The sequence below is a fragment of the Arthrobacter sp. 8AJ genome (assembly GCF_902506025.1).
In the GTDB taxonomy this organism is placed as follows: domain Bacteria; phylum Actinomycetota; class Actinomycetes; order Actinomycetales; family Micrococcaceae; genus Arthrobacter.
On record NZ_LR733289.1, the window covers coordinates 1,641,058 to 1,665,517 of the forward strand.

Sequence of the window (24,460 nt, forward strand, 5' to 3'; positions counted from 1 at the left end):
GCTGCCGGGACCTAGAGCCAGTCCGCGGAGAAGTCGACCGGCGGCCACCACCGCGTGCGCGACCGCACGGCAAAACGCCGCCCGGTGATGTCCGTGGGGGTAATGGCCACCAGATGGTCCTTGATACCCGGCTCCCACGGTTCCCGGTCGGCATCGGCGTTCGGTAACGCCATCCGTTCCTCATCGAAGGGTTCCGGCCTGCCTTTGGCCACCACGCTCCAGACCTCCGTGGCGTACGGATTGAGCCCGTCCACTTCCAGGGCTGCAACTGCGCCACTGAGCAGGGCTCGCAGCTTGGTGCCCGGTGCCGTGCGGAACACCAGCGTTTCCCCGGAAACGGAAAAGTTCACCGGAAAGATCTCGGGCACGTCACCGTTGATGACTGCCAGCCGGCCGATGTAGGAGGACCGAAGATACCGCCAGCATTCGTCAGGATTCAACAGTTCGGTCCGGGACCCGGCAGGCGAATCAGTCATGCTACCGATCCTAGAGCCTGGACAGCAGCCGCGCACGGGTGGGCACAGGACCCGGCATGGCGCCCGGACGTTGGAACAGGAACGTCAACCCGCATCTCCTGAAGAGGGATTGGACCCCCACGCAGGCGGCGATGACGGCCGCGGTCAAGGCAAGCGGGTAGATCAGCGTGATGGGCAATGACTTCGAAATGGACGGCCCAACCGGCGACAAAGGGCCGTGGAAAGCCAGGACAAGGACATCCATGATGGGCGTGTGCAGGAGGTAGATGCCAAGCGTGCGCCGCCCAATCCACGACCCTGCCACCGCAATGGGCCGGTACCTGGTGACCGCACTGATCACCGCTACCAGTGCAATGACAGCGGCCAATCCCTGAACTATGAAGACGGCCTGATCGAGTCCGGGGTGGATCTCCGGCAGCGCCATCAGGGCAACGAAGGCCGGGAGTGACACAGCGAGACAGCGCAGCCTGCGGGCGCCCGCGATGTTTAGGAAGATGTTCTTTCCGTAGACACCGGCGGCGAAGAAGACCGCAAGCTCCGGGACTTTGCCCCACTGGCCGGCGGTGCTGTCTACCAGTACGGCGGTGATGATGCTCAGGGCTGCAAGAGCGGCCAGGACCACCGACGACGGGAGTTTCCTGCAGAGGGCCAGCAGCGGGACGTAGACGGCCAGGGCGTAAATGAACCAGAGGGGAGTGTCCGGGGCGATGAGCTGCAGGAAGAAATCGCCGGCAGAGACAACCCGCTGCGGCCGCGGCGAACCCGCCAGGACGATGCTGAGCAGTGCATAGAGAAGCAGCCATACGGCGTACAGGTAGTAGTTGTTCAGGCTGTACTTCCACGCCCTGCCGTTCCCGAACCCGTTGCGGACCTTGGAGGCGGCAAGGATTCCGGAGACGGCAAGGAGCAGCGGCATGCGGACCGAGCCAAGTCCGGTTGCCACCATGTCCCAGAAGGTGAACGCAACGCTGGCCTCGTGCTCGAAGCGGAGGAAGTGCCACGACCCAACGTGGAAGAGCACCACCGCGACGACGCACAGGCCCCGTGCCGCATCAATCCATTCGACGCGGACCTTTGCCGGCTGCTCCGCAACGGCTGGTCCGTGGTTCCCCCGTGACATTGCCCCAAGCTAACAGCGACGAAAGCGGTATTTCTCTACTTGATGGAATATTGAGGGCGTCGAGGGTACCCCCTCGCAAAGTGCAGCGCTGCCCCGGCACCGTTCACCGAAGGCGTAGCCGGCGCGGGACTGGATTCGTGCCCTGCATCGTTGACTTCCGTAAGGCCCCTGAGGGCACCCGACCGCCGAGAGCGGAACTGAATCCGGAGGTGCGCCATGGAACAGGCGCAGGAACCCATGCCAGCGGATACAGGCGACGTCCTGGACTCCTACTCGCAGACGGTGATGCGCGTCGCGGCAGCAGTCACGCCCCACGTCGCAGCCATTGAAATGACGGCGCAGCGCCGCAACGGACGGGTCAGGGTGGGCGCGGGCTCCGCGGTCCTCTTCACCGAGGACGGCTACCTGCTCACAAACTCCCACGTGGTGGCCGGCACCCGGCAAGGCTTCGCGGTCTTTGGCGACGGCAGCAGGATGGAGCTGGAACTGGTGGGCGCGGACCCGTTGTCAGACCTTGCCGTGGTGAAAGGTTCGCGGCCCGGAATCCGGCCTGCAGAGTTCGGCGCGGCGGAATCGCTCCGGGTGGGCCAACTGGTGGTCGCAGTGGGAAACCCGCTGGGACTGGCCGGTTCGGTGACCGCGGGGGTGGTCAGCGGCCTGGGCAGGGCCATTCCGGTTTGGTCGGGCGGTAACCGGCGGGTCATCGAGGACGTCATCCAGACAGACGCGGCCCTGAACCCCGGAAACTCCGGCGGTGCGCTGGCGGACACCCACGCCAGGATCGTGGGCATCAACACTGCCGTGGCCGGAGCCGGATTGGGGCTGGCGATCCCGATCAACGCCACCACACGCAGGATCATCTCCGCTCTGCTGTCAGACGGGAGGGTGCGCCGCGCGTACCTGGGCCTGGTGAGCACCCCGATGCAGCTCGGATCCAGCGCCGTGATCCGCACCGGACTGCGCGAAGGTCTCCGCGTCGTTGAGGTTCTGCCCGGTTCGCCCGCAGGCAAGGCAGGCCTGTTGGCAGGGGACGTCATCGTCACAGCCCGCGGCCGTCCCGTCAGCAACGCCGAGAGCCTGCAGCGCCTGCTGTTCGCCGATGCCATCGGCCGCCCCCTCGACCTGGCCGTGCTGCGGGACGGCGCCGAGCTTCACCTGACGGCTGTTCCGGAGGAAATGACGGCCAACGGCGCTGGATAAGGGTCGACGGCGGCCCGGCACCGTGGGCGGGCACGTCCGGAAGGCGAAGTACGAAAGACTACTGGCTGACCGGAGGCGCTTCCACGTCAGCGATGCCCACGAAACGCGTCCCCACGCCGTCGTACTCGCTGCGGACGCAGCCGGGGCGCACGGCGGGAACGTCCGAAGGGGCGTGGTGCCCGCACACCACGTAGGTGAAGTCCGGCCACCACTTCTTGGGCCGGGCGGCTTCCTCGTACCCGCAGACGGCGCATTCCAGGTGTACCCAGACGGGCCGTTTGCCGGTGCGGTTGGCCCGTGACTGCACCAGCCAGGGCGGGGGATTGTCCATGATGCCGCGGAGCTCGTCCTCCGACATCCATTTCGGCAGGCCGTGGCGCTGTGCCATCTCAAGGGGAACATCAAGGGTTATTGCTGCGTCGCGTCTGCTGATCATCACCTTCCACCATACGGGAGCCGGCCAAATCGGCAGAGGACAGCCCGCTTAACCGCCGAGGACGCAGCCAGGGTGCGGGGTGTCGCTGGAGACCCACAACGCTGAGGCGATTTCGTCAGCAAGGTCGTAGTCGCGGGTGCCGCCCGAACCGGCGATCCGGACCATCAGCGCGCCGCCAAACGGCCGCCGTCCCATCACCTCGACTTCGGCGTCGAGGTCGATGTCCTGGGCGGCGAGGTACCGCAGGAGCTCGGGGTTGTCATCACTGATCCTGGTGATCTTGCCGCTGTGTCCCTGGTCCAGCGCGGCGAGCAGGTGGGCGCGCGGCATCAGGACCTGGCCGTCCGCGGTGGGGATGGGGTCGCCGTGCGGGTCCCGCTTAGGGTCCCCGAGCTTGGCGGCAACGCGTTCGATGAACGTATCCGACACTGCATGCTCCAGCTGTTCAGCTTCATCGTGGACCTCGTCCCAGCTGTAGCCGAGCCGCTGGACGAGGTAGGTCTCGATGAGCCGGTGGCGCCGGACCATGGACAGGGCCAGGCGCAGGCCGGCCTCGGTCAGCGTGACGGCGCTGTAGGGCTTGTGGTCCACCAGGCCCTGGTCCTTCAGCTTCCGGACCATTTCCGAGACCGAGGAATTTGCCACTCCCAGCCGCTGTGCCAGCTGGGAGGACGTGATGGGCTTGTCCTGCCATTCGGTGAATGAGTAGATGACCTTGACGTAGTCCTCGATCGAGGAGGAGGGCGCGCTGGTCTTCACATGCCCAAGCCTACCGGTTTGGCCGGTGCGGCAGCGTGCGCCGCTTCGGCCACCCCGCCGCAGACCGCGTGCGTCATGCCTTGGTGGCGCGCCAGGCCAGGGTGAGGTAGGGAAGGTCAAGTTCCTGGCCGGGGGCATGGGCCAGGTGCTCGTGCAGGTACCAGTCCAGGTTGGCCAGAACTTTTGCCCGCGTCGCCTCACCGGCCCGAAGGTAGTAGCTGCGCGACTTGGTGAGCTCCATCAAGTCCCCGGTGGTCACCCTGTCCTGCCAGTGGGTGACGTGACCTTCGAGTCCGTGGAATTCGGGCCCGACGACGGGCTTGTGGCCGGGCCGGTACACATCGCCGGCGTGCATGATCCGGGAGAGCCGGTGCACCCAGGGGACGGAGGTGTCCAGCTGGTTCCAGACCAGGCCAAGTGTTCCGTGCGGGCGCAAGACGCGCGCCAGCTCGGTGCTTGCCAGCAGGGGGTCGCACCAGTGCCACGCCTGGGCAACGGTCGCGACGTCGAAGGCAGCGTCGGGAAGGCCTGTCGCCTCGGCAGTCCCCGGCGCAGCCGTGGCGGCGGGGCAGTGGGCCTTCAGCTGGGCGAGCATGTCCGCAGAGGGGTCGACGGCGGTGACGTCCAGTCCCATGGTCAGCAGCAACGCGGTGAACTTTCCCGTACCCGCGCCGACGTCCAGGGCGTCATGGGCTCCGGCCGGTACCAGCCACCGTGCAGATTCCGCAGGATAGCCGGGACGGACACGCTGGTAGTGGCGGCCGCCGTCCTGGAAGCTCTGCCCGAGCTCCGTGCGCCGGCCGTGATCAAGCCTGGGGCCACCCCGAACCACGCGTGGCCTCCTTCTGGTGCTGCCTGCGGATGTCCTTTGATTTTACCGCATGCCCGGCATCAGCAGGCAGCCGCCGCCCCGCCGCCTAGTCGTCCAGGCAGGGGGCTGCGCCGGCCGTCCCGGGGGTATTGGGCGCCCAGTGCGGGTAGGTGCGGAAATCATTGGCGGGCACCCAGCGGCCCGCATCCACCACGTAGTCCCATCCCAGTCCGTTGCTGCGCAGCGTCCGGATGCCGGTGAGGAGGCGTTTGGCGTCTTCCAGCCGCGAACCCACGCCGAAACTTGCCCGGAGGGAGCCGGACGGCAGGCCCAGGCGCTTCAGCAGGGGATGGGCGCAGAAGCGGCCGTCGCGCAGGCCCACCCCGTGCTCTGCGGAAAGGTAGGCGGCCACCAGCCCTGCGTCGTAGCCCTCGACCGAGAAGTTGACCACGCCGATGGTGTCTGTTTCCGGGTTGGTGTCCTTGAAGATCTGGTGGACGGTGACGCCGTCGATGTCCTGCAGGCCCTCCACCAGGAAGGAACGGATGGCGGATTCGTGGGCGTGCCACCGGTCCTGGTCGAGTTCGGCGATGACCTGGGTGGCGCGGGCCAGGGTGGCGGCGCCGAGGACATTCGGCGAGCCCCCCTCGTGGCGGGCCGGGCCCGTGGCCCAGCTGACGCCGTCGAGCCGTGCTTCCTTGACCGCCCCGCCGCCGGCGAGGTGCGGGACGCCGGTGTCCAGCCAGTCGGGACGTCCCACCAGGACACCCGCACCGAACGGTGCGTACAGCTTGTGGCCGGAAAAGGCGAGGTAGTCGACGTCGTCCGCGCTGATGTCCACCCTGCGGTGCGGCGCGAGCTGGGCCGCGTCCACCACGATCCGGGCGCCGTGCTGGTGGGCCAGCGCGGCCAGGGCCCGGATGGGAAGAATCTCGCCGGTGACGTTGGAGGCGCCGGTGACGGCCAGCAGGCTGACGCCGCCCTGCTCCAGCTCGGTCCGGACGGCGTCCAGGGTGCCGGTGATGGTGTCCGCGGCAACGATGCTGCGGTGCGGGACGCCCTGCCACGGCAGGAGGTTGGCATGGTGTTCGATGTCCAGGTAAAGGACCTCGCCGTCATGCCGGCCGTCGGTGGCAGGCAGGCAGCCGGCCAGGAGGTTCAGCGAATCGGTGGTGTTGCGGGTGAAAATGACCGAATCATCCGGCCGGCCGCCCACGAAGTCCCGGACAATGCTGCGGGCGTTCTCGTAAACGGACGTGCTGATCTGGGACGCGTAGCCGGCCCCGCGGTGGACGCTGGCGTAGTAGGGCAGGATCTCGTTCAGGTAGGCGGAGACCACGGAGAGCGCCGGAGCGGATGCGCCGTAGTCAAGGTTCGCGTACCGGATGTGGCCGCCGGAAATCAGCGGTGCCTGGATTTCGGCGCCGGTGACGGCAGCCAGGGGACGGCCGGCAACGGCGTGGCGATCGCCGGGAGCGCCGGATTCGGCAATGGCGGGCTGGGGGGAGACGGTGGCAGTTGTCACAGAGACCTCACTTGAATACAGGACTCCGGCACAGGGAATCCGCGCTTGCCGCATCCACTCCGGACCGGCCTGGTCGTCACCCGGGGCACCCCGCCGCGAATGGAGGGTTGCCGGCCAGCAAACCGGGGTTTTGCGCTGGCACTCGTGACCTGCATAAAAGCGTAGGACATGGGGCGGCCAGGATTGAAGCCGCGGCAATTGTTAAGGGCTTTGTTACGCAATATCGAATAAGCGACGCCGGACACCCCCGTCTGGAGGTGTCCGGTGTCGCAATATTCGTTTGAGGGGGCCAAACCGTGGCAGTTACAACAGGTCATCCAGGTACGGGTTGAGGCGGTGCAGCACCTCTGAGTGCAGGATCGAGTTGGTGGCCAGCGCGTTCCCCCCGAACGGTCCGTCCTCGCCTTCGAGGGAGGTGAACCGGCCGCCCGCCTCAACCACGATCGGCACCAGCGCAGCCATGTCGTAGAGGTTGAGCTCCGGTTCGCAGGCGATGTCCACCGAGCCCTCTGCCACCATGCAGTACGACCAGAAATCGCCGTAGGCCCGGGTCCGCCAGACGTCCTCGGTCAGCCCGAGGAACTCGTCGAGGTTGCCCCGTTCCTTCCAGCCGCTCAGGCTGGAGTAGGAGAGGGAGGCGTCGGAGAGGCTGGACACATCGGAGACGCGCAGCCGGGTGGCGGCTGCCAGGGACCGGCCCATGTACGCGCCCATGCCCTTTGCCGCCCACCAGCGCTTGCCGAGGGCCGGGGCGCTGACCACGCCCACCACAGGCTCGCCTTCATCCACCAGGGCGATCAGCGTGGCCCAGACCGGGACGCCCCGGACAAAGTTCTTGGTCCCGTCAATGGGATCGATGATCCAGCGCCGTGAACCGTGCCCGGTGCTGCCGAACTCCTCACCCAGGACGGCATCGCGGGGCCGGGAGCGGGAGAGCTGGCCGCGGATGGCTTCCTCCGCTGCCTTGTCGGCGTCGGTGACGGGCGTCAGGTCCGGCTTGGTCTCAACGTGGAGGTCCAGGGCCTTGAAGCGGCTCATGGTCTGGTCATCCACGGAGTCGGCCAGGACATGGGCCAGGCGCAGGTCATCGTTGTAGCTCGAAGCGGGTTGGATCATGGTTACAAACTACCGTCTGTGGACGCTTCTGCCGGGAGAACGCGTCAGTTGACGCTGCCGAGCTCTTTGGTTTCCTGTGCGTCCATGCGCGGGTCCGTGCCGAGCAGCCGCCGGAGCGATGCCAGGCGTGCCGGGCCGGTGGGACCTGCGTGTCCGCCTGCCACCCAGTCGTCGAGGCCGCAGTTCACCGCGTTTGCAGTGTGCTTGCACCCGCGTTCACAGTTTTCGATGCCGGGGGACAGGTCGGGGAAGGAGCGCAGGATCCGGTCCGGGTCCACGTGTGCCAGTCCGAAGGAACGGATACCGGGGGTGTCAATGATCCAGCTGCCGGCCGGCGCGTCCGCCAGGCGCAGGGCCAGGGCCGACGACGACGTGTGGCGGCCGCGCCCCGTGACCGCGTTCACTCCGCCCGTGGCCCGCTCGGCGCCGGTCAGCGCATTCACCATGGTGGACTTGCCCACGCCGGAGTGCCCCAGCATCACGGTGACCTTGCCGTCGAGATGGGCGCGGAGGTCGGCCACCGCCGCGCTGTCCAGCCGGGCGGAGAGGCCGTCGTCCGACCGTGCATCGATCCCGGAGGCCTGTGCATCGGCGGTCCGGCTGATGATCACAGGGAAGTCCAGGTGGGTGTAGTTGGACAGCAGCTCCGCGGGGTCTTTCACGTCGGCCTTGGTGACCAGCAGGATCGGCTCGATCCCGGCGTCATAGGCAGCCACCAGGGCGCGGTCGATGAACCCGGTGCGTGGTTCCGGGTTGGCGGCCGCCACCACAATCACCAGTTGGTCGGCGTTGGCCACCACGGCGCGCTCGACGGGGTCGGTGTCGTCGGCGCTGCGGCGCAGGAGGGTGTGGCGGTCCTGGATTTTCACCAGGCGGGCAAGCGTGTCCGGTGCCCCGGACACGTCCCCCACGAGTGAGACGAAGTCGCCGGCAACCACGGGCGAGCGGCGGAGTTCGCGGGCCCGCGCCGCGATGACAACGCGTTCGTTGCCCGAGTCTTCGCCCACCACTGCCGTGTACCGGCCGCGGTCCACCGTGATGATCCGTCCGGTGACGGCATCGTCATGGCTGGGCCGGTCCTTGGTGCGGGGCCGGGAGCCTTTCTTGCTGGGGCGGATCCGGACGTCTGATTCGTCCCAGGAGTCAGTGCTCCGCGCCACTGCCGCGCCCTTCCGGCCCCGGCGCCCCGGCGGCATCCTGGGCCAGCATGTTTGCCCACAGCTGCGGAAAGTCGGGCATGGTCTTGGCTGTGGTGGCGATGTCCTCCACCTGGACGCCGTCCACCGCGAGGCCCAGGATTGCCCCGGCAGTGGCCATGCGGTGGTCGGCGTAGCTGTGGACGACGCCGGCGTGCAGCCGGGCGGGCCGGATGACCAGGCCGTCGCTGGTTTCCTCGGCGTCGCCGCCGAGCCGGTTGATTTCCGCGACCAGGGCCGCCAGCCGGTCGGTCTCATGTCCCCTGAGGTGTGCGATCCCGCTGAGCCGGGAAGGCCCCATGGCAAGGGCGCACAGGGCCGCGACCGTAGGAGCCAGCTCACTGGTGTCAGCGAAGTCACCGCCCTTGATCTCCGGGCCGCCGGTGACGGTCAGGACGCCGTCAGCCAGGGTGACGGTGGCTCCCATCCGGGCCAGGATGCCGCGCCAGAGGTCGCCCACCTGCTGCGTTTCCAAGGGCCAGTTGGGGATGCGGACCGTACCCCGTGAGGCCAGGGCCGCCGCCAGGAAGGGCCCGGCGTTGGAGAGGTCCTGTTCAATCCTTTGGTCGAAGGCGCGGATGGGTCCCGGTGCCACCACCCAATGGTTGGGGACGGAATCGTCCACTGACACGCCGGCGCCGCGCAGGACGGCCACCGTCATGTTGATGTGGTCCAGGCTCGGCACAGGCTTTCCGACATGCTCAAGGTGCAGGCCCTCGTCGAACCTTGCTCCCACCAGCAGGAGGGCGGAGACGAACTGCGAGGAGGCGCTGGCATCGATAACCAGGTGGCCGCCCCGGACGGCGCCGGTGCTCTCCACCACGAACGGGAGCGACGACGGCGCGGTGCCGTCTTCGGCGGAAACAGCCACGCCCAGGGCTTTGAGGGCTTCGATGATGGTCCCCATGGGACGCTTCCGGGCATGCGGATCGCCGTCGAACACACTGGCGCCGTTGCGGAGCGCTGCGAGCGGCGGGACGAACCGCATGACGGTGCCGGCCAGCCCGCAGTCGATCCTGGTGGCGGACGGCGCGGCTGCCGCCGCCAGCGGAACAACCTCCAGGTCGGGCCCAAAGGAACCGTCCCCCGGCACTTCGGTGATCGTGGCGCCGAGTTGCCTGAGCGCTTCGATCATGAGTGCGGAGTCCCTGGAGTGCAGGGGTGCCCGGAGCCGGGACGGGCCGTCCGCGAGGGCCGCGAGGACCAGGTACCTGTTGGTCAGGGACTTCGATCCGGGGACGGACACGGTGGCGTTGACGGGCCGGGACGCGAAAGGTGCGGCCCAGTGCTGGACGGGTGTTCCGGAGGTGTCCCGGGTGGCAGCTGCTGCGGTCATTCGTGCTTAGGCTCCCGCGGCGTGCTCGACGGCGCGGCGTACGGCCTTGTCCGCCTTGTTCAGCTTCTTCGTGGTGGTCCGGCGGGCGTCGGCGGCCAGGTGCGAAGCGTTCCGGCGGGCGTCGGCGGCCAGGTGTTCGGCGCGCCAGGCGAGGCCGGGCTTGCCTGCAGTGTCCACGGAGGCGAGCAGGGCGCCGCCACTGAGGGAGAGGTTCTTGAGCAGCTGGTTCCTGCGGCCTTCGCGCCCTTCCTTGCTGCTGATGTCCGCGCTGCGCCACTCAACGAAGGTGTTCAGGAGGGAAACCACGGTGAGCAGGCCGGCCGAGAGCCGGGAGAACTTGCCAAGGCCGAACAGGACGCCGGCTCCCACCTGGGTTCCGCCGATGACGCGGGCCAGGGTCTTCTCGTTCGTCTGGAAGGGAAGCGAGGCCGCAGCCTTGCGCAGCAGGGGTGAGAGCTGCTGTGCAGTGTCGTCGGAGTTCTTGAGCTTGTCCAGTCCGGCAAGAACGAAACTGGAGGCGAGCATGGGCCTGGCGAGCGTGCGGACAAAGGACATGGATTTCCTCCTGGATGGACGGACCGCGGCGAGCGGCGGAGTCGGTCCTAGTCTTGCACTTTTGGGGAATATTTGCCCGCGGGAGACGGTTATGGCTGTCGGGTCTGAAGGATGGGCCCGGCGATCAATCACCCGATACAGAGCGGAGTTGGGCCTTGCGGAAGGTGTTGGACGGGACCAGACAGGCGGGACCGGTGGCAGTGGACAAGCTGGCCACCGAGCCGCCCGGGTACGGCATGCCCCCGGCAGGGCGGCTGACAGTAGACTTGAAGGCAATGAGCACCCTGGATCCGGCCGTCGCGGCCATGTATGAGGCTTCTCCCGGCGAAGCGAACGGCAGGGAAGGAACGTCACCCCTGGCCGCAGGGCCGGCGGATGCCGGTCCGCCGGCCGTTGACGCGGACGCTGAAGACAGCACCGTGGACGTTGCCACGGAAAGCGTGGAACAACGCCGCCTTCGTTTTGAGCGGGACGCCATGCAGTATGTCGACCAGCTGTACTCAGCGGCGATGCGTATGGCCCGGAACCCGTCGGACGCGGAGGACCTGGTCCAGGAGGCCTACACCAAGGCTTTCTCGGCTTTCCACCAGTACAAGCCGGGCACCAACCTTAAGGCGTGGCTCTACCGGATCCTGACCAACACGTACATCAACCTGTACCGCAAGCGGCAGCGTGAGCCCCTGCAGTCCAACTCGGACAGCATCGAGGACTGGCAGCTGGCCCGGGCGGAATCACACACGTCAAGCGGACTGCGTTCGGCCGAGGCTGAAGCCCTGGACCACCTTCCGGATTCCGACGTCAAAAGGGCGCTGCAGGACATTCCGGAAGAGTTCCGCCTGGCGGTCTACTTCGCGGACGTGGAGGGCTTCGCCTACAAGGAAATTTCAGACATCATGAACACGCCCATCGGCACCGTGATGTCCCGGCTCCACCGCGGCCGGCGAATGTTGCGGGACATGCTCGCGGAATACGCCGCCGAGCGGGGATTCAAAACGGCCGCGGATGCGTCGGATGCGGCAGGAAGCAAAGCACAGGAGAACAGGAAATGAGCGACTGCCAGGGATTGGGCGACTGCGACGATACCCGGATGCAACGCATCTACGAGTACCTTGACGGGGCACTGACCCGCGAGGATATTACGGAAATCAAGAACCACCTTGATGACTGCCCCGAATGCACGGAGCAGTATGACCTCGAATGCGTCATCCGCAACATGGTCAAGCGGTCCTGCACCGAGTCCGCACCGGACAACCTCAAGAACGCCATCCTGGACCGGATCCACGCGATCCGTCCCGTGGAGGCGTAGGTACCGGACGCGGTAACGCCCATCAGGGCCGAAGACAGCAAAGGACCCCGTAAGACAGCAAAGGACCCCGTAAGCTGAGTGGCTTGCGGGGTCCTTCACTTGAACCGTAGTCCCTGGCATTTGCCTAGGTGTTGGGGCGCTTCCCGTGGTTCGCGCCGCCACGCTTACGGTCACGACGCTTGCGTGCACGCTTGCTCATAGCTGGCCTCCTTACTGTTGGTACTCAAAAGAGCTGCCCTCAAGTCTCCCACATGATCTGGCGCCCCGCGAACCGGGAAACGGCGGATGACCTGCGGCAGGTCTGCGTGGCGGGGTGCTAGGGCTGGAGGGTGCCGCGGATGGCCGCACGGGCGTCGTCCAGGGCCGTCCTGACCGTCTCCAGCGTCACGGGGCTGATGGGCCGGTGCATGGCCTGGCGCCGCAGGTCCGCGCGGAGTTCGTCGCGGAAATCCTGCAGCAGCAGTTCTGCCTCCCTGAGCGGCTGCCCCCTGCGCGCCTGCGGCTGGCCGCTTCCCGGCGGAGTGGTGGCCGAGGCAGCCGCGGCACGGGCTGCCTCCGCCGCTGCCGCAAGGTCGCTCCGGAACCCCCGCATGCTGCTGCGGATGTCCTCCCTGAGGGTTCCGGAAAGCCGTTGCACCGAGGCTGCGATGTCAGTCTCAACGCCCGCCAGGTCCTCGCGGCGCCGGTTCAGTTCAGCAAGGCCGGCGGCTGTGATGCGGTAGTTGGTGCGCCGTCCCGCCGGCTCGGTGGACACCAGTCCGTCCTCTTCGAGCTTGCCCAGCCTGGGGTAGACGGTTCCCGCACTCGGTGAATAAGTCCCGCCGAACCGGTCCTTGAGCGCCTTGATGAGCTCGTAGCCGTGCTTGGGGCCGCTTTCGAGCAGGGAGAGGAGATAGAGGCGCAACGCACCGTGTGCGAAGACGGGAGGCATCAGCGTTCAGCTTCCCCAAGGGAGTCGACGGGCGCAGGTGCCGGTGCGTGCGAGATGGAGGTTTTGCCGGACACCGAGTTGGTCCGGACAAGCATCAGCTGCCCATCGGGCCCGGCAATCGTCTCCACCTTGCCGTTCGTAAGGAGGCACTGGTGGCCGTCCAGGATGACCGCCCCGCCGGCGGACTTGGCGACGATGTCGACGCCCACGTCAGCGGGCAGGCGGATGGTGAGGTCTCCCGAGACGGAGTTGGAGCCAAAATCCTCCGTGTAATCGAGCAGCTCGAAGCTGAGGTGTCCGCTGACGGTGTTGGTGCGTACATGGCTGAAGTGGCCGGACGCAGTGACTTCGCCGGAGATGCTTTTGGCGGTAAGGACACCCCGGTGGTTCCTGACGGCCACGCTGCCGCTGACCGTGTTGACCTGCAGTTCGCCGGAGGTGCTGTCCGCAGTGACGGAACCCGCCACGGTGTTGAGCCGGACATGGGCGGCAATACCTGAGACGGTTCCGTCCCCCCTCACGGTTCCGGCTTCCACCTCCACTCCGCGGGGAACGGCGACGGTGATGACGGCGGAGTTGTCGCTGGTGTGGTTGACGGTCTCCATGAGGTTTTTGAACCAGCCCTGCGCACCGTGCAGTTGATGCCGGACTTCCAGCCTGCCGCCGTTCAGGGACACCGCCACGGGGTCGCCGTGGACCTCGGAGAATTCCAGGCGAACTGCGGGTGCGTCGTGCTCGATGATCTCAAACCTGCCCCCGACCATGCCGAGTTTCACGGACGTCACGGCGTCCACGTCGATGGTCTGCGGGCTGGCGACTGTCCAGTTTTCTCCGGCCATGGTCCCCTCCAAAGGCGATATATCGCGTTGTTGCTCCAAGGTATCGCCGCCCGGTGGCGGGGTCAAGATATATCTCGAACGGCGCTACTGGGGCGCGTCCATGCCCAGCCACTGGAACCAGCCGCGGTGCAGCACCAGCCATGCCATGAGGCCATACCCGGCCTGGCCTGGGGTTCCGCCGTTTGCGGCGAGGTCCTGGCGCCACTGTTCGTGGTTCAGCAGGGGCGAGAACGTGTCAACGTAGAGGTGCTTGCGGCGGGTGGTCACATCCGCGAAAGCGGTATTGAGTTCGTCCAGCCGGCGGTTCTGGGCGGGGTCCAGGGTGGGGGGTGGCCCCACGACGAATACTTCGATCCGGTTCTGGGAAGCCGAGTCCAGGATATTGGCCAGGTTCAGCCGGCTCCGTGCAGTGGAGAGGCCGAACTCGATGTCGCGGCCCGAAAGGCCGATGACCAGCCGGTTCTCCGCCTGGGGGCTGAATCGCCTGCCGGCTTCATCCAGCCAGCGCGCAGCGAGGCCTTCCGTACCTTCCTGCGGGCAGGGGAGGGCATAGCTTTCGAGCAGCATGCCGTCCTGGGGAGTGCGGGCCAGGACGCGGCCCAGCCAGCCAAGTGCCCGGGGATCGCCCAGTCCGGCCAGCAGTTCGTCTCCTACAGCCGCGATCCGCAGCTTCCTGTCTTCCACGCGTTCCTCTTTACTTCGGTACGGGTTTACTTCGATACGGCCGCTGCCATCGTTGCCGCCGCAGCTGCGGCGGCGCGGGGAGGCGCTGTCAATCCATTAAACAGAACTGCCCGGCCGGAGTCGGGTATTTCGACTCCGGCCGGGCAGCCTTACTGCTTACTTCCGTGCAAATGCCTGCTTCAGCAGCACATCCTGCTCCGCAGCGTGCCGTTTCATGGAACCGGCGGCCGTGGAGGCCGATGCCGGGCGGGACACCAGGCGGACGCGGCGGTCGAGGGCCTCCGGCAGGTGCAGGCCCATAAACGGCCACGGCCCCTGGTTGGCAGGCTCGTCCTGCGCCCATACCACTTCGGCGTTGGGGTACTTGGCAAGTTCCGCCTCGATCTCGGCGTGCGGCAGCGGGTAAAGCTGCTCCACGCGGATGATGGCGGTGGTCTTGTCACCGGTCTTCTGCCGGGTGGACAGGAGATCGTAGTACAGGCGGCCGGACACCAGGAGCACGCGTTCGACGGCGGTGGCCGGCAGCTGCTCGTGGTCACCGATGACGGGGCGGAACGTGCCGTTGGTGAAGTCCTCGACGGACGACGCGGCAGCCTTCAGGCGCAGGAGCTGCTTGGGCGTGAAGATGATCAGCGGCTTGCGCGGGCGGCTGTACGCCTGGCGGCGCAGCAGGTGGAAGTGCGAGGCCGCCGTGGTCGGGTTGGCCACGATCATGTTGTCCTCGGCACACAGCTGCAGGAACCGCTCGATCCTGGCGGAGGAGTGGTCCGGGCCCTGTCCCTCGTAGCCGTGCGGAAGCATCAGGACCAGCGAGGAGCGCTGGCCCCACTTCTGCTCGGCGGACGAGATGAATTCGTCGATGATGGTCTGCGCACCGTTGACGAAGTCGCCGAACTGGGCCTCCCACAGGACCAGGGCGTCCGGGCGTTCCACGGAGTAGCCGTACTCGAAGCCCATGGCGGCGTATTCGGACAGCAGGGAGTCGTAGATCCACAGCTTGGCCTGGTCATCGGAGAGGTTGCCCAGGGGCAGCCATTCCTTGCCGTTGGCACGGTCGTGGAAGACGGCGTGGCGCTGCACGAAGGTGCCGCGGCGCGAGTCCTGGCCGGCCAGGCGTACGGGGACGCCCTCCATGATCAGCGAGCCGAAGGCTGCAATCTCGCCGAAGCCCCAGTCGATGCCACCCTCGCGGGACATCTGTTCGCGCTTCTCCAGAAGCTGCTTCAGCTTGGGGTGGACCGTGAAGCCGTCCGGGATCTCGACGTGTGCCTTGCCGATCCGGGCCAGGGTTTCGGCGCTGATGGCCGTGGAGGCCGGTGCGCTGACGCTGGAATCGGACTGCTGTGCCTTGGGCCGTTCGATGTCGGACACGGCAGCGGAGTCGGCGGTCACGATCGGGATAGGCGAGGTCTGGGCGGCGTGGGTCTCGGCAAAGACCCGTTCCAGCCGTTCCTGGTAGTCGCGGAGCAGCTGCTCGGCTTCTTCCTCGGTGATGTCGCCGCGGCCGATGAGTGACTCGGTGTACAGCTTGCGGACGGAGCGCTTGGCTTCGATGAGGTTGTACATCAGCGGCTGGGTCATCGAGGGGTCATCGCCCTCGTTGTGGCCCCGGCGGCGGTAGCACACCATGTCGATCACAACGTCCTTGTGGAAACGCTGCCGGAACTCGTAGGCCAGCTGGCCGATGCGGACAACAGCCTCGGGGTCGTCGCCGTTCACGTGGAACACCGGCGCCTGGATCATCTTGGCCACGTCCGTGGAATAGGTGGACGAGCGCGACGACGACGGTGCGGTGGTGAAGCCCACCTGGTTGTTGACCACGATGTGGATGGTTCCACCGGTGCGGTAACCCCGGAGCTGGGACAGGTTCAGCGTTTCAGCCACCACGCCCTGGCCGGCGAAGGCCGCGTCTCCGTGGACCATGATGGGCAGGACAGGGAACGACTCGCCCTGGTCCAGCCGGTCCTGCTTGGCCCGGACGATGCCTTCGAGGACGGAGTCCACGGCTTCCAGGTGCGACGGGTTGGCGGCGAGGTAGACCTTGGTCTCCTTGCCGTTGTCCGAGGTGAAGGTGCCTTCGGTGCCCAGGTGGTACTTGACGTCACCGGAGCCCTGCACGGAGCGCGGATCCTGGGTGCCCTCAAACTCACGGAACACCTGGGCATAGGTCTTGCCCGCGATGTTCGTCAGCACGTTGAGGCGGCCACGGTGGGCCATGCCGATCGCAACCTCGTCCAGGCCGTCGTCGGCGGCATCGGACATGATGGCGTCAAGCAGCGGGATCAGGGACTCGCCGCCTTCCAGCGAGAAGCGCTTCTGGCCCACGAACTTGGTCTGCAGGAACGTCTCAAAGGCCTCGGCGGCGTTCAGCTTGGAGACAATCCGCAGCTGTTCCTCGCGGCTGGGCTTGGAGTAGGCGTGCTCCAGCTGGTCCTGGAACCACTTGCGCTCGGCAGGCTCCTGGATGTGCATGTACTCGATGCCCGTGGTGCGGCAGTAGGCATCGCGCAGGACGCCGAGGATGTCGCGGAACTTCAGCATCGGCTTGCCGCCGAAGCCGCCGGTGGGCCATTCGCGGTCCAGGTCCCAAAGGGTCAGGCCGTAGGTGAGGACGTCGAGGTCCGGGTGCTTGCGCTGGACGTACTCCAGCGGGTCGGTGTCCGCCATGAGGTGGCCGCGGACGCGGAAGGAGTGGATCAACTGCTGGATCCGGGCCACCTTGTTGATCTCGTCGGCCGGGTCCACCTGCAGGTCCGGGCTCCAGCGGACGGGCTCGTACGGGATGCGCAGGGCTTCGAAGATCTCGTCGTAGAAATTCTGCGCGCCCAGCAGCAGCTGGTGGACCAGCTTGAGGAACTCGCCGCTGCCGGCGCCCTGGATGACGCGGTGGTCGTACGTCGAGGTCAGGGTGAGGACCTTGCTGATGGCGTTCTGGGCGATGATCTTCTCGCTGGCGCCCTGGAACTCTGCGGGGTAGTCAAGGGCGCCGACGCCGATGATGGCGGCCTGGCCCTTGGAAAGGCGGGGCACCGAGTGGACGGTGCCAATGCCGCCGGGGTTGGTCAGGGACACGGTGGTGCCCTGGTGGTCCTCGGCGGTGAGCTTGCCGTTGCGGGCCCGCTTGATCAGGTCCTCGTACGTGTGCCAGAACTCGGCGAAGTTGAGGGTCTCGGCCTTCTTGATGTTCGGGACCATGAGCAGCCGGGTGCCGTCGGGCTTGGGCATGTCGATGGCGATGCCGAAGTTGACGTGCGCCGGCTGGACGGCAACGGGCTTGCCGTCCACCTCGTCGTAGTACACGTTCATGGAGGGGAACTGGGACAGGGCGCGGATCACGGCGTAGCCGATGAGGTGCGTGAAGGAAACCTTGCCGCCGCGTGCGCGGGCCAGGTTTGAGTTGATGACCACACGGTTGTCGATGAGCAGCTTGGCCGGAATGGCACGGACGCTGGTGGCAGTGGGCACCTGGAGGCTGGTGACCATGTTGGTGGCGATGGCCTTCGCCGGTCCGCGGAGGACGGAGACGACGTCTTCCTCGGGTGCGGTGGGTGCCTTGACGTTCTTGGGCAGCTGCGCCGGGATGGGCTGCGAGCCGGTGCCGGCCTCGGTCTTCTTGCCGCCGTCGCGGGCTTCCGTGGCCGGGGCCTTCTTGACGGGTGCGGGGGCTGCCGTTCCCGGGTGGGAGGGTTGGCGGCCTGTGCGGAATTTCCGTTGGAAGAAGAACCGTTGCCCGAGTCGAAGGATTCGAACAGGGGCCACCACTTGGCATCCACGGCGTTCTTGTCCTGCTGGTACTGCTCGTACAGTTCGTCAACGAGCCACTCGTTTCCGCCAAATTCCTCTGGTAGACGGTGGCTTGGCTGCTCTGGCACTTGAAATACGCCTCTTCCATGAGTTTGATTTCTCTTTGGCCCCCCGGTGCTTCAGCACTACGTTCGAACCAGTCTCTGCGTCCTCTGAACCCGGACCTTTGCAAGTCTAGTGAGCATCCTGTGTTAACTGCCAATAAGGGTGACTCAAATCATGAAGTGACGAACCCGGGCCCGAATATGGCGGCCACCGGCCTGCCGCCGGGGGCCGTCATCAGCCCAGTGCGGCAGGCGCGCAGGCGGGCCAGCAGGCCACTTCCGGCCGCCCGGCCGAGCGTCCGGCGCGGGGCTGCTCCTGTAGACTGAAATTCTTATGGACAGTAAATCTAGGTGCCGGCCTGGGCGCTGTCAGCGGAGCTCGAAGAGCAGCGCCGCGCAGTCCGCCCCCAGAGCCGGCAAACCCCGACAACGCGCCCATCACCAGCCCACGGCCCAGCTTGCCGCAACCCGCACGGACCAGGCGTCGGTATCCGCCGATCATCCTCCGCCGGGACGAAACAGCTTTTCCACACCACGGCCGACTACCCTTCCGGCGCAGCCCGCGCTCCGGGCGGGATGCTGAATGGAGTGGCTCCTCCTCGCAGCAGGCTTGCTGCTGATCGCCGGCACCGGGTTCTTCGTGGCCGTCGAGTTCTCCCTCATCGCCCTGGACCAGGCCACCGTCCAGCGCGCAATCGACGACGGCGACACGGGCGCGGTGCCCTTGCTCACCTGCCTCAAGTCGTTGTCAACGCAACTGTCCAGCTGCCAGCTCGGCATCACGCTGACCACCTTGCTCACCGGTTACGTTATGGAACCCTCGGTGGGCCGCCTCCTCAAGGCGCCGCTGGGCGCCGTCGGACTTCCCGACGTGGCGGTGGAGTCCGTGTCCCTGGTCCTGGCGATGGTGGTGGCGACACTGCTGTCCATGCTCCTGGGTGAGCTGGTGCCGAAAAACATGGCCATCGCACTCGCTTTTCCCGTGGGCCGCGCCCTGGCCGGCCCCCAGCTCGTCTTCACCACCATCTTCAAGCCGGCCATCCTGGTCCTCAACGGATTTTCCAACAAGGTCCTGCACGTATTTGGGCTGGAAGCCAAGGAGGAGATTTCGGGAGCCCGGACGCCGGCGGAGCTCGCTTCGCTGGTCCGCAGGTCCGCTGCGATGGGAACCCTTGACGCCGGGACTGCCAACTTCATTGCCCGCACCCTGAACTTCTCCACCAGGACAGCGGCGGACGTGATGACACCGCGCATCAGGCTGGAGACGATCGACGCAGACCAGCCGGTCTCCGACGTCGTGGATGCGGCACGCAGGACCGGCTACTCACGCTTCCCGGTCATCGGTGATTCGGCCGATGACATCCGTGGCCTGGTGCACGTCAAGAAGGCCGTGGCCGTTCCGTGGGAACGCCGGCAGAACCTCGAAGCGGGCGCCATCATGACCGAGGTGCTGCGCGTGCCCGAAACCATCCACCTGGATGCCCTGCTGGCCGAGCTCCGGGAGGGAAACCTTCAGCTGGCCGTCGTGCTGGATGAATACGGCGGAACCGCCGGCATTGCCACCCTGGAAGACCTGGTGGAGGAAATCGTGGGCGAGGTGGCGGATGAGCACGACAAGGTCCGGCCTGGGCTGCTGCAAAGCGCCTCCGGCGACTGGTACTTCCCTGGGCTCCTCCGTCCCGATGAGCTGTCCGAGCAGATTCCCGGCCTGAGCGTTCCGGATGAAGCGGCCTATGAAACCGTGGGCGGCTATGTCATGAGCAAGCTCGGCAGGATCGCGGCCGTGGGTGACACCGTTCCGGTCAATGGCGGGACACTCAGCGTGACCCGGATGGACGGCCGCAGGATCGACCGTATCTGCTTCCACCCCGCGGCGGAGCCGGCTGCGCAGGACGCCAACCACAGGAGCAAGCCATGAGTGACTGGGCCGGAATACTGTGGCTGGGCGTCCTCCTGCTGGGCAACGCCTTCTTCGTGGCCGCTGAGTTCGCCATCATGTCCGCGCGCCGCAGCCAGATTGAACCCCTGGCGGACGCCGGCTCAAAGCGCGCCCACACCACCCTGCGCGCCATGGAAAACGTCTCCCTGATGCTGGCATGTGCGCAGCTGGGCATCACGGTCTGTTCGCTGTTGATCCTGCTGGTGGCCGAGCCGGCAATCCACCACCTGCTCGCGGTCCCCATCGAGACGGTGGGCCTCCCGGCGGAAGTGGCTGACGTGGCAGCCTTCGCTGTGGCCCTGATGCTGGTGACCTTCCTGCACGTGACATTCGGCGAGATGGTGCCCAAGAACATCTCGGTGTCCGTGGCGGACAAGGCAGCACTGTTCCTGGCCCCGCCGCTGCTGTTCATCTCGCGGCTGGTCCATCCGGTGATCTCAGTCCTCAACTGGTCCGCCAACCACATCCTCAAGCTGATGCGGATCGAGCCCAAGGACGAGGTCACGTCCTCCTTCACCCTGGAGGAGGTGCAGTCGATTGTGCAGGAGTCCACGCGCCACGGCTTGGTGGATGACGACGCCGGGCTCATTACGGGTGCGCTGGAGTTTTCGGAGCACACGGCTGAGGACATCATGGTCCCGATCGGAAACCTGGTCATGCTGGGGGCATCCACCACCCCCGTGGAGTTCGAGAAAGCCGTCAGCCGCACTGGTTTCTCCCGGTTCCCCATGCTGGACGACGAGGACATGCTCTACGGCTACCTCCATGTAAAGGACGTGCTGTCCATACCGGAGTCCGCCTATGAACTGCCCATCGCCGAAAGCCGGGTCCGGTCACTGGCAAACCTGGCCCTGGGTGACGAGATCGAAAAGGCCATGTCCGTCATGCAGCGCACCGGATCCCACCTGGCGCGCGTGATTGGCCCGGACGGCACTACGCGCGGGGTGCTCTTCCTCGAGGACGTCATCGAACAGCTGGTCGGCGAAATCAGGGACGCAACCCAGGCCACAGGAATCCGCAGGCTGGGCCAGCCGAACGGCAGCTGAGACCCCGGACGCGCCCCTGGCTGTTCGCAGGGGCGCGTCCGGGGTGGGCCTTGGAAAGCGGCGCATCCACCTAAATAGGAATCATTCGCATTTAGGTATAGGCTGGGCACTGTTGTCCTCCCCATCCTGTGTGAACTGAGGTTTTCCGTGCGCCGTCCAGCCGCTGCCAGCTCTTTCCTTGCCGCCCTCGCCGGTGTCGGCCTCCTGCTCAGCGCCTGCAGCCCCCAGCCGTCGCAGACCGCGGACCAGGCGCAGGGGATCAACGTTGTGGCCTCAACAAACGTCTACGGTGACATCGCCCGCACCATCGGCGGGGACAAGGTCAACGTGACGGCCATCATCAACAGTGCCGGGCAGGATCCGCACTCCTACGAGGCGACCGCGCAAGACCGGCTGGCTGTGTCCAAGGCCCAGCTCGTCATCGAAAACGGGGGCGGCTACGACGACTTCATCCACACCCTGGTGGAGAGCAGTAAGCTCGACAGCGCCTCCGTGCTGACCGCCGTCGAGGTTTCCGGCCTGGCCCACCCGGACGAAGCTGCCAGTGCAGCGCCATCCACCACCCCCGAGGCAGCAGCTGGCCATGACGGTCACGACCACGGCGGCCTTAACGAGCACGTCTGGTACAGCCTGCCTGCCATGGAGCGGATGGCTGACGGCATAGCGGACAAGCTCGCCGCGCTGGACCCCGGCGCTGCGGCTACCTTCTCCGCCAACGCTGATTCCTTCAAGTCCTCCCTGTCCTCCCTCCACGGCCACCTGGATGCCATGAAAGCCGCCGGGGGCGGGGGCCGGGTGGCAGTCACGGAGCCGGTCCCGCTCTACATGCTGGAAGATGCCGGGCTGGCGAACGCGACGCCGGAGCAGTACACGGCCGCCATCGAAGAGGGCGCTGACGTTCCTCCCGCCGTCCTGAAGGAAGCCACGGACCTGGTCGGCTCCAAGGCAGTCCGCCTGCTGGGCTACAACGCCCAGACGGAAGGACCCCAGACCGAGGCACTGAAGAAGGCGGCGGAAACCGCCGGAGTGCCCGTTGTGGACTTCACCGAGACACTGCCCGAAGGCAAGACCTACCTGCAGTGGATGACGGACAATGTGAACAACATCAGCAAGGTTCTGGAGACAAACAGGTGAATTCCGTCGTCAGCCTCAAAGGGGCGTGCCTCAGGTTCGGCCAGCGCACGCTCTGGGACGGCCTTGACCTGGACATCAGGCCCGGCGAGTTCTTCGCCGTGCTGGGTCCCAACGGCAGTGGCAAGACCAGTTTCCTGAAGGTCCTGCTGGGCCTGCAGAAACTGCACGCCGGAGAAGCGATGCTTGGCGGGCGCCCCGTGGAACGCGGCAGCAACCTGATCGGGTACATACCCCAGCAGAAGTCCTTTGCGCCGGACACGCCCATGCGTGCCCGCGACCTGGTGGGGCTGGGAGTGGACGGCCACCGCTGGGGAATCCGGCTCTCGCAGGGCAGGACAAACCGGAAAGTTGACCAGCTCCTGGAACTCGTGGGTGCATCCGACTACGCCAGCGTCCCGGTGGGGCAGCTCTCCGGCGGCGAGCAGCAGCGGCTTCGGGTGGCCCAGGCCCTGGCGACCGATCCCCAGGTCCTGCTCTGCGACGAGCCCCTGTTGTCCCTGGACCTGCACCACCAGCAGGCGGTGAGTGCCCTGATCAGCAAGCAGAGCCGCGAGCACAACAGTGCCGGGGTCTTTGTGACCCACGAAATCAACCCGATCATCGAGTACGTGGACCGGGTCCTCTACCTGGCCGGGGGACGTTTCCGCGTCGGAGCGCCCGATGAGGTCATGACCACCGACGTGCTGTCCGACCTTTACGGCAGCCATGTGGAGGTGATCCGCGCCAACGGCCGGCTCGTGGTGGTCGGCCTTCCCGACGCCACCACCCACCACCATGCCGGTGCGGACACGATGGCAGGGGAGGTGCTGTAATGGACGCCGACAGCATCCTGGGCGCCATCTTCAATTTCGACAACTACGGCGAGCTGCTGGTCCTGGTCCAGAACTCCATCTGGGCGGGTGCCATCCTGGGGCTGCTTGGCGGCCTGGTGGGCACTTTCGTCATGAAGCGCGATCTTGCCTTCGCAGTCCACGGCATCTCCGAGCTGTCCTTCGCGGGAGCCGCTTTCGCACTCCTGGTCGGGGCGGATGTGGTCTTCGGCTCGCTGGTTGGATCGGTGGCGGCCGCACTGCTGCTGGGCCTGATGGGAGTCCGCGCGCGGGACAAGAACTCGATCATCGGGGTCATCATGCCGTTCGGGCTGGGACTGGGCATCCTGTTCCTTTCGCTTTACCAAGGCCGCGCGGCGAACAAGTTCGGGCTGCTGACCGGGCAGATCGTTTCCGTGGACACAGTCCAGCTCCAGGCACTCGCCGGGACTGCCGTCGTCGTGATGCTCGTGCTGCTTGCCATCTGGCGGCCGCTCAACTTCGCCAGCGTCGACCCGGAACTCGCTGAGGCGCGGGGAGTGCCCGTCCGCAGCCTGGGCATCGTGTTCATGATTGTCCTGGGCGTCAGCGTGGCCCTGTCCATCCAGGTGGTGGGCGCCCTGCTGGTCCTCGCCCTGCTGATCACGCCCGCTGCCGCGGCCTTGCGGGTCACCTCATCGCCGGTGGCGGCGGTGGTGCTCAGCGTGGTCTTCGCCGTGACGGCCACGGTGGGCGGGATACTGCTGGCCCTGGGCGGCCGTATCCCCATCAGCCCCTATGTCACCACGTTGTCGTTCCTGATCTACGTGGTGTGCCGTACCATCGGCTCGGTACGGGAGGCCCGTGGCCTCAACGGGCGGGTCCTTACAGCTTCCCGGCAGCCTTAAGGGCGGTGCAGTCCGGGCACAGCCCGAAGATTTCCACCGTGTGGTCCACCTCGGTGAACCCATGCTCGGACGCGGTGCGCACGGCCCACGTCTCCACGGCGGGGGCTTCCACCTCCACGGCCTTCCCGCAGTTCCTGCACAACAGGTGGTGATGGTGGCCGGTCACCGCGCACCGCCGGTACACCGCCTCGCCATCGCCGTTGCGCAGCACGTCAACCAGGCCCTCATCGGCGAGTGACTGCAGGATGCGGTAGGCGGTGGCAAGCGACACCGACACACCCTGGTTTTGCAGGATCCGGTAGAGCTCCTGGGTGCTGACGAAGTCGTCCAGCCGGTCAAGGGCAGCACTGACGGCTTTGCGCTGCTTGGTAACGCGCTGTTCCTTGCCGCCTCCAGCCGGGGACGGGGCGGCGGAATCAGCCTTGACGCCGGTAGGCATGGACGAACTCGCTTCCGTGGGGGGCAAACATCAAGATTACCAGCCGGATCTTCCTGGACGGCGTTCGT

24 protein-coding genes, 1 pseudogene and 1 riboswitch are annotated in these 24,460 nt (G+C 66.6%); of the genes and pseudogenes, 8 read left to right on the forward strand and 17 right to left on the reverse strand.

Going from position 1 to position 24,460, the window contains the following annotated elements:
- Positions 1–11: 11 nt before the first annotated feature.
- On the reverse strand, positions 12–476 hold the full coding sequence (locus tag BACI349Y_RS07615; RefSeq protein WP_159631602.1) for a pyridoxamine 5'-phosphate oxidase family protein: 465 nt from the start codon (positions 474–476) through the stop codon (positions 12–14).
- A gap of 10 nt (positions 477–486) precedes the next feature.
- Entirely contained in the window at positions 487–1,596 is a 1,110-nt protein-coding gene (locus BACI349Y_RS07620) for an acyltransferase family protein (RefSeq protein ID WP_159631603.1), read from the reverse strand.
- A gap of 216 nt (positions 1,597–1,812) precedes the next feature.
- Between BACI349Y_RS07620 and BACI349Y_RS07625 the strand changes: the two genes are divergently transcribed.
- Entirely contained in the window at positions 1,813–2,796 is a 984-nt protein-coding gene (locus tag BACI349Y_RS07625; RefSeq protein ID WP_159631604.1) for a S1C family serine protease, read from the forward strand.
- Between the two features lie 58 nt (positions 2,797–2,854).
- Here the strand turns inward: BACI349Y_RS07625 and BACI349Y_RS07630 are convergent, their stop codons facing one another.
- The 8 genes from BACI349Y_RS07630 to BACI349Y_RS07665 all read right to left on the reverse strand — a co-directional run bounded on the left by BACI349Y_RS07630 (position 2,855) and on the right by BACI349Y_RS07665 (position 10,530).
- Positions 2,855–3,232, reverse strand: a complete 378-nt coding sequence (locus tag BACI349Y_RS07630; protein WP_159631605.1) for a hypothetical protein — start codon at positions 3,230–3,232, stop codon at positions 2,855–2,857.
- A gap of 48 nt (positions 3,233–3,280) precedes the next feature.
- Positions 3,281–3,991: a metal-dependent transcriptional regulator gene (locus tag BACI349Y_RS07635; protein ID WP_159631606.1), complete on the reverse strand. Its 711-nt coding sequence runs from the start codon at positions 3,989–3,991 to the stop codon at positions 3,281–3,283.
- Positions 3,992–4,064: 73 nt separating this feature from the next.
- Positions 4,065–4,823: a class I SAM-dependent methyltransferase gene (locus BACI349Y_RS07640; RefSeq protein ID WP_159631607.1), complete on the reverse strand. Its 759-nt coding sequence runs from the start codon at positions 4,821–4,823 to the stop codon at positions 4,065–4,067.
- 85 nt (positions 4,824–4,908) lie between these two features.
- Positions 4,909–6,327 carry an aminotransferase class V-fold PLP-dependent enzyme gene (locus BACI349Y_RS07645; RefSeq protein WP_159631608.1) on the reverse strand — a complete coding sequence of 473 codons (1,419 nt, stop codon included), beginning with the start codon at positions 6,325–6,327 and terminating at the stop codon, positions 4,909–4,911.
- Positions 6,328–6,363: 36 nt separating this feature from the next.
- A riboswitch (SAM riboswitch) is annotated at positions 6,364–6,477 on the reverse strand.
- A gap of 153 nt (positions 6,478–6,630) precedes the next feature.
- Positions 6,631–7,443, reverse strand: a complete 813-nt coding sequence (hisN, locus tag BACI349Y_RS07650) for a histidinol-phosphatase (RefSeq protein WP_159631609.1) — start codon at positions 7,441–7,443, stop codon at positions 6,631–6,633.
- Between the two features lie 44 nt (positions 7,444–7,487).
- On the reverse strand, positions 7,488–8,603 hold the full coding sequence (rsgA, locus tag BACI349Y_RS07655; RefSeq protein WP_159631610.1) for a ribosome small subunit-dependent GTPase A: 1,116 nt from the start codon (positions 8,601–8,603) through the stop codon (positions 7,488–7,490).
- A complete protein-coding gene (gene aroA, locus BACI349Y_RS07660) occupies positions 8,587–9,975 on the reverse strand; it encodes a 3-phosphoshikimate 1-carboxyvinyltransferase (RefSeq protein ID WP_159631611.1) in 1,389 nt (462 codons plus the stop codon). The genes rsgA and aroA overlap by 17 nt, the downstream gene beginning before the upstream one ends.
- A 6-nt stretch (positions 9,976–9,981) precedes the next feature.
- Positions 9,982–10,530: a DoxX family protein gene (locus BACI349Y_RS07665; RefSeq protein ID WP_159631612.1), complete on the reverse strand. Its 549-nt coding sequence runs from the start codon at positions 10,528–10,530 to the stop codon at positions 9,982–9,984.
- Between the two features lie 236 nt (positions 10,531–10,766).
- Here BACI349Y_RS07665 and BACI349Y_RS07670 point away from each other — a divergent pair, with 236 nt between their 5' ends.
- Both BACI349Y_RS07670 and rsrA read left to right on the forward strand, forming a co-directional pair.
- Complete coding sequence (locus BACI349Y_RS07670) at positions 10,767–11,579, forward strand: sigma-70 family RNA polymerase sigma factor (RefSeq protein WP_159635361.1); 813 nt, start codon at positions 10,767–10,769, stop codon at positions 11,577–11,579.
- Positions 11,576–11,836: a mycothiol system anti-sigma-R factor gene (rsrA, locus tag BACI349Y_RS07675; protein WP_056334975.1), complete on the forward strand. Its 261-nt coding sequence runs from the start codon at positions 11,576–11,578 to the stop codon at positions 11,834–11,836. The genes BACI349Y_RS07670 and rsrA overlap by 4 nt, the downstream gene beginning before the upstream one ends.
- Positions 11,837–11,960: 124 nt before the next feature.
- On the opposite strand, the gene BACI349Y_RS20520 is transcribed toward rsrA, so the two are convergent.
- From BACI349Y_RS20520 to BACI349Y_RS20525, 6 genes and pseudogenes are all read right to left on the reverse strand, one after another.
- On the reverse strand, positions 11,961–12,035 hold the full coding sequence (locus BACI349Y_RS20520) for a 50S ribosomal protein bL37 (protein ID WP_369299106.1): 75 nt from the start codon (positions 12,033–12,035) through the stop codon (positions 11,961–11,963).
- A 117-nt stretch (positions 12,036–12,152) separates the two neighbouring features.
- On the reverse strand, positions 12,153–12,767 hold the full coding sequence (locus tag BACI349Y_RS07680) for a PadR family transcriptional regulator (RefSeq protein ID WP_159631613.1): 615 nt from the start codon (positions 12,765–12,767) through the stop codon (positions 12,153–12,155).
- Positions 12,767–13,606: a DUF4097 family beta strand repeat-containing protein gene (locus tag BACI349Y_RS07685; RefSeq protein WP_159631614.1), complete on the reverse strand. Its 840-nt coding sequence runs from the start codon at positions 13,604–13,606 to the stop codon at positions 12,767–12,769. Before BACI349Y_RS07685 ends, BACI349Y_RS07680 begins: the two co-directional genes overlap by 1 nt.
- An 84-nt stretch (positions 13,607–13,690) precedes the next feature.
- A complete protein-coding gene (locus BACI349Y_RS07690; RefSeq protein ID WP_141160025.1) occupies positions 13,691–14,290 on the reverse strand; it encodes a GDSL-type esterase/lipase family protein in 600 nt (199 codons plus the stop codon).
- A gap of 156 nt (positions 14,291–14,446) precedes the next feature.
- Positions 14,447–18,052, reverse strand: coding sequence for a multifunctional oxoglutarate decarboxylase/oxoglutarate dehydrogenase thiamine pyrophosphate-binding subunit/dihydrolipoyllysine-residue succinyltransferase subunit (locus BACI349Y_RS07695; RefSeq protein WP_442858401.1), 3,606 nt, complete (start codon positions 18,050–18,052; stop codon positions 14,447–14,449).
- Positions 17,965–18,162: pseudogene (locus tag BACI349Y_RS20525) on the reverse strand (2-oxoglutarate dehydrogenase E1 subunit family protein); the annotation flags it as partial. The gene BACI349Y_RS07695 and the pseudogene BACI349Y_RS20525, both read right to left, overlap by 88 nt.
- Positions 18,163–18,721: 559 nt before the next feature.
- Here BACI349Y_RS20525 and BACI349Y_RS07700 point away from each other — a divergent pair.
- From BACI349Y_RS07700 to BACI349Y_RS07720, 5 genes are all read left to right on the forward strand, one after another.
- Positions 18,722–20,056 carry a hemolysin family protein gene (locus BACI349Y_RS07700; RefSeq protein WP_159631615.1) on the forward strand — a complete coding sequence of 445 codons (1,335 nt, stop codon included), beginning with the start codon at positions 18,722–18,724 and terminating at the stop codon, positions 20,054–20,056.
- Positions 20,053–21,123, forward strand: a complete 1,071-nt coding sequence (locus tag BACI349Y_RS07705) for a hemolysin family protein (RefSeq protein WP_159631616.1) — start codon at positions 20,053–20,055, stop codon at positions 21,121–21,123. Before BACI349Y_RS07700 ends, BACI349Y_RS07705 begins: the two co-directional genes overlap by 4 nt.
- 147 nt (positions 21,124–21,270) lie before the next feature.
- A complete protein-coding gene (locus tag BACI349Y_RS07710; protein WP_159631617.1) occupies positions 21,271–22,257 on the forward strand; it encodes a metal ABC transporter solute-binding protein, Zn/Mn family in 987 nt (328 codons plus the stop codon).
- Entirely contained in the window at positions 22,254–23,069 is an 816-nt protein-coding gene (locus BACI349Y_RS07715; RefSeq protein WP_159631618.1) for a metal ABC transporter ATP-binding protein, read from the forward strand. Before BACI349Y_RS07710 ends, BACI349Y_RS07715 begins: the two co-directional genes overlap by 4 nt.
- Entirely contained in the window at positions 23,069–23,953 is an 885-nt protein-coding gene (locus tag BACI349Y_RS07720) for a metal ABC transporter permease (RefSeq protein WP_159631619.1), read from the forward strand. Before BACI349Y_RS07715 ends, BACI349Y_RS07720 begins: the two co-directional genes overlap by 1 nt.
- On the opposite strand, the gene BACI349Y_RS07725 is transcribed toward BACI349Y_RS07720, so the two are convergent.
- A complete protein-coding gene (locus BACI349Y_RS07725; RefSeq protein ID WP_159631620.1) occupies positions 23,931–24,392 on the reverse strand; it encodes a Fur family transcriptional regulator in 462 nt (153 codons plus the stop codon). The genes BACI349Y_RS07720 and BACI349Y_RS07725 overlap by 23 nt on opposite strands.
- Positions 24,393–24,460: the final 68 nt, after the last annotated feature.